Annotated in this window: 1 protein-coding gene and 1 pseudogene; both read left to right on the top strand. The window is 70.3% G+C overall.

Annotated elements, in window-relative coordinates:
• Positions 1-6,471, top strand: a 6,471-nt coding sequence (locus tag sphsw_RS09155) for a BapA/Bap/LapF family large adhesin (protein WP_042466975.1), incomplete at its 5' end; no start/stop codon positions are given.
• Between the two features lie 114 nt (positions 6,472-6,585).
• Positions 6,586-7,101 (top strand): annotated as a pseudogene (locus sphsw_RS09150) (TolC family protein); the annotation flags it as partial.
• Positions 7,102-7,197 lie beyond the last annotated feature (96 nt).

The raw sequence follows: 7,197 nt of genomic DNA, 5'->3' as shown, positions 1-7,197 counted from the left end.
CCCGCCGCACCCGAGGCGGCGATCGACGCTGGTGGTGCGACGATCACCGGTCGGGGCGAGGCGGGCGCGACCGTTACGGTGCGTGATGCTGCCGGCACCGTAATCGGGACCGTTGTCGTGGCGGCGGACGGCAGCTTCAATGCCTCGCTGTCGCCCGCGCAGGCGAATGGCGGCAGCCTCGCCATCACGCAGACCGACGTTGCCGGCAATGTCTCCCCCGCCGTGCAGGTCGCTGCGCCCGATACCACCGCACCTAGAGCCCCCGAGGCGGCGATCGACGCTGGTGGTGCGACCGTCACCGGTCGGGGCGAAGCTGGTGCCACCGTCACGGTCCGCGACGCTGCGGGCATTGTAATCGCCAGCGTCGTGGTGGCGGCGGACGGCGGCTTTACGACGCCGCTGTCGCCCGCGCAGGCGAGTGGCGGCAGCCTCGCCGTCACACAGACCGATGCTGCGGGTAATGTCTCCGCTGCGGTGCAGATCGCGTCGCCCGACCTCACCGCGCCGGTGACCCCCGCCGCGGCGGTGAACGGCGACGGGACGCTGCTCAGCGGCACGGGCGAGCCGGGCGCGCGGGTGACGGTGACCGACGCCAATGGCGTGGTGATCGGCACCGCGACCGCCGGGACGGACGGCGCCTTTGCGGTGCCGCTGTCGCCGGCGCAGACCAATGGCGAGACGCTGGGCGTCAGCCAGGCGGATGCGGCGGGCAATGCCTCGCCCGTGGTCGGGGTCGTTGCGCCCGACCTCACCGCGCCGGCAACACCGACGATCGCGCTCGACGGCACCGGCACGATCGCGACCGGCACGGGCGAGCCGGGTGCGACCGTCACCATCACCGGCGAGGGCGGCATTGTGCTCGGAAGCGGAAGCGTCGACGCCGGCGGACGCTATGAAATCACGCTGCGATCGCCGCAGACCGATGGTGAGCGGGTCGAGGCGGTCCAGAGCGACGCCGTGGGCAATGTGTCGGGCAATGCGAGCACGATCGCGCCCGACTTCACAGCGCCGGCGCAGCCGGTCGCCGCGATCAACGGGGACGGTACGCTGGTGACGGGGACGGGCGAACCCGGCGCGCAGATCCTGGTCCGCGACCTTGCCGGCACCACGATCGGCACCGCGCAGGTCGGGGTCGACGGGCAATATAGCGTGCTGCTCGACCCGGCACAGGCGAATGGCCAACGGCTCGCGGTGATCCAGACGGACGCCGCAGGCAATGCTGCATCCCCACTGTCGCTGATCGCCCCCGACGTGACCGCGCCGGCTGCCCCGGCCGCCGCGCTCGATGCGACGGGGACGATCGTGAGCGGCAGCGGCGAGCCCGGCGCCCGGATCTCGGTCCGCGACGCGAACGATACCGAGATCGGCGCGGCGATCGTCGATGCGCGCGGCAATTACGATGTCGTGCTAATCCCGCCGCAGATCGACAGCCAGCTGATCTCGGTCGTGCAGGCGGATGCCGCGGGCAATGTCTCGACCGCCACCGCGCTGATCGCACCCGACCAGACTGCGCCGGCCGCGCCGACTGCGACGGTCGCCGCCGATGGCGCAAGCCTGACCGGAACCGGAGAAGCGGGTGCGACGCTGACGGTGCGCAGCCCGGTCGGGGCGGTGATCGGCACGGTCATCGTCGCGGGCGATGGCAGTTATACCGTCACGCTGACTCCGCCGCAGATCGACGGGGAGACGCTGAGCGTGCGGCAGGTCGATGCCGCGAGCAATGCCTCGCCCGAGGCGACCGCCGTCGCGCCCGATCTGGTCGCCGATCTCGGCCCCGATGCACCGACCGCGACGATCACCATCGACGGCAGCGCCGTGACGGGGAGCGCGGTAGCGGGCGCGACGGTCACGCTGTTCGATGCCGATGGCGTGGTGATCGCGACGGGTCTCGCCGCGGGCGACGGACAATATAGCATCGCGCTCGTCCCTGCGCTGCGTGACGGCGAGACGATCCGCGTGACGCAAACCGACGGCGACGGCAATGTCTCGCCCCCCGCGACCGCGATCGCCCCCGACCTGACCGCGCCCGACGCCCCCAGCGCGGTGCTCGACCAGACGGGCACGGCCCTGACCGGGACGGGCGACGCCGGCGCGGCGATCACGGTGCGCGATGCCGACGGCACCGTGATCGGCACCGCGACAGCGAACGCCGCCGGGGCGTTTGCGGTGATCCTTGATCCTGCGCAGCGCGATGGCGGGACGCTCGCGGTGACGCAGGCGGACGCCGCGGGCAATGTCTCGGCGCCTGCGCTGGTCGCGGTGCCCGATGTCACCGCCCCTGCAGCGCCGACGGCGATCGTCGAGGGCGATGGCAGCCTGCTCGTCGGCACGGGCGAGGCGGGTACGATCGTCACCGTGCGCGATCCATCCGGCACCGCGATCGGTACCGCGACCGTCGCCGCCGATGGCGGTTTTCGTATCGTGCTCGACCCCGTCCAGGCGGATGGCGAGACGCTGAGCGTGACGCTGACCGACGGGGCGGGCAATGTGTCCGCACCCGCCACCGCGATCGCCCCCGACATCACCGCGCCGGGCGTGCCGACCGCGACGATCAGCGGGGACGGTTCGGTCGTCACCGGATCAGGCCAGGTCGGCGCCACCGTGACCGTCACCGCTCCCGGCGGAGCGACGCTTGGGACCGCCATCGTCGCCGTTGACGGCGCCTATGCCGTCGCGCTTACCCCCCCGCAGCGCGACGGCGAGGCGCTGTCGGTCGTCCAGGCCGACCGCGCGGGGAATGTCTCGGCCCCGGTGGGTCTGCTGGCCCCCGATACCACCGCACCCGACGCGCCCGCCGCGACGATCAGCGGCGATGGCAGTATCGCGACCGGTACCGGCGCGCCTGGTGCGACGATCAGCGTCACCAACGCAGCGGGCATCGTGATCGGTACCGCGATCGTCGCGGAGGACCGGAGCTATGCCGCAACGCTGACCCCGGCGCAGGCCAATGGCGAGAGGCTCGGCGTGACGCAGGCCGACGCGGCGGGCAATGTCTCCGTGTCGACCGGCGTGACCGCCCCGGACATCACCGCGCCGCCTGCGCCCGTCGCGATGCTCGACGCGAGCGGATCGGTCGTCATGGGCACCGGCGAGCCCGGCGCGACGCTGACGGTCCGCGATGCTTTTGGTACGCCGCTGGGAACCGCGATCGTCACTGCGCAGGGCGATTATAGTGTCACGCTCGCGACCCCGCAGATCGACCGTCAGGCACTGAGCGTGGCGCAGGCCGATGCCGCGGGCAATCCGTCGCCCGCGACCACGCTGACCGCGCCCGACCTGACCGCGCCGGCCGCGCCGCTGGCCACCGTCGCGCCTGATGGACTCACGCTCACCGGTACGGGCGAGGCGGGAGCGACGGTGACCGTCCGCGATCCGCTGGGCCGCGTGCTGGGTCAGGCCGTCGTCCAGGGCGACGGCACCTATACGGTGCCGCTCGATCCGGCGCAGACCAACGGCGAAGTGCTGGGGGTCGACCAGCGGGACGCGGCCGGCAACGGCTCGCCCATCGTGACCGCGACCGCACCGGACCTCGTCGCGGACACCACGCCCGATGCGCCGAGCGCCGCGGTCGACCCGGATGGCGCTGCGGTGGCGGGGATGGCGAATGCCAGTGCTGCGGTCACCGTCTATGATGCGGTCGGGACGATCATCGGCACCGGCGTCGCCGGTCCGGACGGAAGCTATCGGATCGCGCTCGTCCCCGCCCGGATCGACGGCGAGACGGTCCGCGTCACGCAGACCGACGCGGACGGCGACGTCTCGCCGCCCGCCACCGCGGTCGCGCCCGACCTGACCGCCCCCGCCGCCCCGACGGCGACCCTCGATCTGACGGGAAGCGTCGTCACGGGCACGGGCGAACCGGGAGCGACGATCACGATCCGCGCGGCCGACACGACCAGTCTGGGCACCGCGATCGTCGGCGCGAACGGCGCCTATGCGGTGACGCTGACGCCCGCGCAGACCGATGGCCAGACGCTGGCGGCGACACAGGCCGACGCCGCCGGCAACATATCGACGCCAATCGTGCTGATCGCGCCCGATTACACCGCGCCCGCCCTGCCCGTCGTCACGATCGCGCAGGACGGCAGCACAGCGACGGGGATCGGCGAGCCGGGTGCGACCGTGACGATCCGTCTCGGTGCCGTCATCTTGGGCACCGCACAGGTCGCGGCGGATGGCAGCTACACCGCGCAGCTGAGCCCGGCGCCGGTCAATGGCGAGACGCTGTCGGCGAGTCAGGCCGATCCCACCGGCAACGTCTCGGCGGTCGCGACCGTTGCGGCGCCCGACATCACCGCCCCGCCGCCGCCGATCATCTCCGCGATCACCAACGACGGCACGACGCTGACCGGGACGGGCGAGGTCGGCGCACGGGTCGAGGTTCGCGGTCCCGATGCCACGCTGATCGGTGTCGCGACCGTCGATGCCGATGGCCGCTATACGGTCACGCTGGCGCCGGCACAGGCGGCGGGCGGGACGCTGAGCGTCACCCAGGCCGATGCCACGGGCAATGTCTCGGTCTCGGCCAGCATCGCCGCCCCGTTCGACATCGCCGCGTTCGGCAATGTCGACGCCGCCGGCCTCGATCTCCTGCCGACCACGGCCCCGGTCGATCTGGGGAGTGCCCGCTATCTCGCCCTTGTCTCGCTGGGCCTCGTCGACCTCGACGCCGAGGTGCTCGCGGTCCGCAACGTCCGCTTCTCGGTGGCGGAGGGCCACAGCCTGGATGCACGGTTCACCTATGACGCGGCGGTGTCGATCGGCGTCGCCAGCGACTATGCGGTGGTCGTGCAGCGGCTGGTGGGGACACAGTGGGTCGCGGTCACCGGCAGCGGGCCGGCCTCACTGCTCGAGATCGGCCTGCTCAACGACAATCTCAGCGCCAGCGAGACGCTGGGGCCGGGCGTGTACCGGGCCTTCCTGACCTTCCAGGGGACGACGGGCGTCGGGCTGCTCGGCGATCTGTCGGTTGCCGGGATAGATTCGGACTTCACCGATATTGCCGGTGCAACGCCCATCGCGGCGGTCGGCAACGTCATCACCGACGCGGGCCCGGGTGGCGAGATCGACGTCACGGGCCCCGGAACGCGCGTCGCCAGCGTCACGGTCAACGGCGTGACGGCCGACGTCGGACCGGACGGGAGCAGCGTGACCGGCGTCTGGGGCAGCCTGAGGATCAACCCCGACGGCAGCTACAGCTACACCCCCGTCGCGAATGCCGGCGCGATCGGGCGGACCGAGACCTTTACCTACACGCTGGTCGACCCGACCGATGGCGAGCGTGAAACCGCGACGTTGACGATCGCGATCGGCAGCCCGGACATCACCGGCGCACCGCTTGCGGTCGCCGACCAGGCGTTTGCCGACGTGACGTTCCAGAACGTCGTCACGACGCTGCCGCCCGCACGGACGTTCGACTTCCCGTCGACCGGGACCATCCTGACGGGGCAGGTCACCGGCACGGGCACCGGCAGTTTCACCGTCGCCCCCGCCGCGGTGTCGGATATCACGATCGTCGCCGCGCGAACGGGCGGGCTGCTCTCCGTACTGCCGGCCTACACCGTCAGCGTGCGGAACGCCGAGGGAGTCGTCGTTCGCACCGGCACCATCAATACGGCGTTGAACCTGGGGCTCGGCGGCGTCGCGACCTTCACCTTCGACGACCTGCCCAGCGGCAGCTATTCCTACCAGGTCAGCAGCAACGCGCCGCTTAGCGTCGGGAGTTACGGCACCACGGTCTCGCTCGGCTCAAGCACCTTGTTCCTCAACGATTACACGCTGGCGACGCGTGAGACCGCGACGGGCAATCTGCTCGACAATGACACGACCAATACCAGCTTCGCGGCGATCCGCGTTGATCGCGGCAGCGGGTTTGCCGAGATCGGCGACACTCCGGTCACGCTGACCGGCCGATATGGCACGCTGCAAATCGATGAGACCGGCGGCTATGCCTATCAGCCCAGCGCGACGCTCGGCTTCTCCGCAGTCGATCTCACCGACAGCTTCACCTATCAGCTCGTCCAGCCCAATGGCGTGCTGTCCACCGCGACGCTGACCGTGACGATCGACGTTCCCGGCGACGGACCCGCCGCCGCGGCAGGCTTCGCGTCGGTCGCATCGGACGCAAACGGGTTCGCGGAGCTGACGGCGCTGGTGGAGACCGGGGACCTCGACGTCATCCCGCTCGACGCGCTGACGGCACAGAGCGTCGAATCGGGCGCGTTCGCGGCGGCCGGGCCGGTGATCGGGCTCGCCACCTATGATCTGTTCGAGGGTCAGGGCGAATTGGAGGACGTGCTGTCACAGTATCTTGCAGAGGAACCACAAGCATTGACTGGAGAAGAGCCCGATACGGTTTCGTTTGATCCGATCGTCGTCACGGAAATCGCCACCGTCGTCGATCCGTTCGATTACCTCGCCACTATCCCGGATCAGGATCAGAACGGATTTGTCACCAGTCATGTTGTATAAGCATTCGAAACTGGTCTTTTCTAGAACCATTTCAGCAACTTAAAGACTGTTTACTCTATACGTTTCGTTAAGCACCCCTGTCCTTTGCTGGTGCCAGCAGAGGACAGGGACGCAATGATCACTTCCACTATGAGCGCGATGCGATCGCTGGCCGCGGGCGTCCTATTGGCGGCTGTACCGTGCAACGCCGGGCAAGCGGTCGACACCCCTCGCCCCGCAACGCCGGGTCCGGTGACGCTCGAAACCGCGGCACGCGAAGCGGTTGCCTGGCATCCGTCGTTGACCGAGGCAGCGGGCGCGCTGGCGGCGCGCGGCGAGGAGGTGAAAGCGGCACGCGCGGGCTATCTTCCCACCATCAGCGCCGGGATCGGCAGCGGGTTTGACAGTCGCGTATCGGGCACCCTGCGGCCGCGACCGCAACTGGGCGCGTCGCAGATGCTGTTCGATTTCGGCAAGGTGTCGAGCGAGATCGCGGGCGCGCGCGCCGGGACGCGGGTCGGGCGTGCCGAGATGCTGCTCGCGGTCGACACGCTGATCCGCGACACAGCCTATGCCGTGATCGAATATCAGCGCGCGTCGGCCCAGCGGATCATCGCGGCCGAACAGGCGGACCGGATCCGCGAGATCAGCGAGCTTGTCGGCAAGCGCACCGCCTTTGGTGCCATTGACGCGGATATATTGCAGGTCGCGACCGACCGCATTCTCCAGCCGGCTGGTGATCGTATC

Origin of the sequence: Sphingomonas sp. FUKUSWIS1 (assembly GCF_000733135.1) — a bacterium.
GTDB lineage: Bacteria > Pseudomonadota > Alphaproteobacteria > Sphingomonadales > Sphingomonadaceae > Sphingomonas > Sphingomonas aerolata.
The sequence above is the reverse complement of the archived record's forward strand: the minus strand, read 5'-3'. Positions and strand labels throughout refer to the sequence as shown.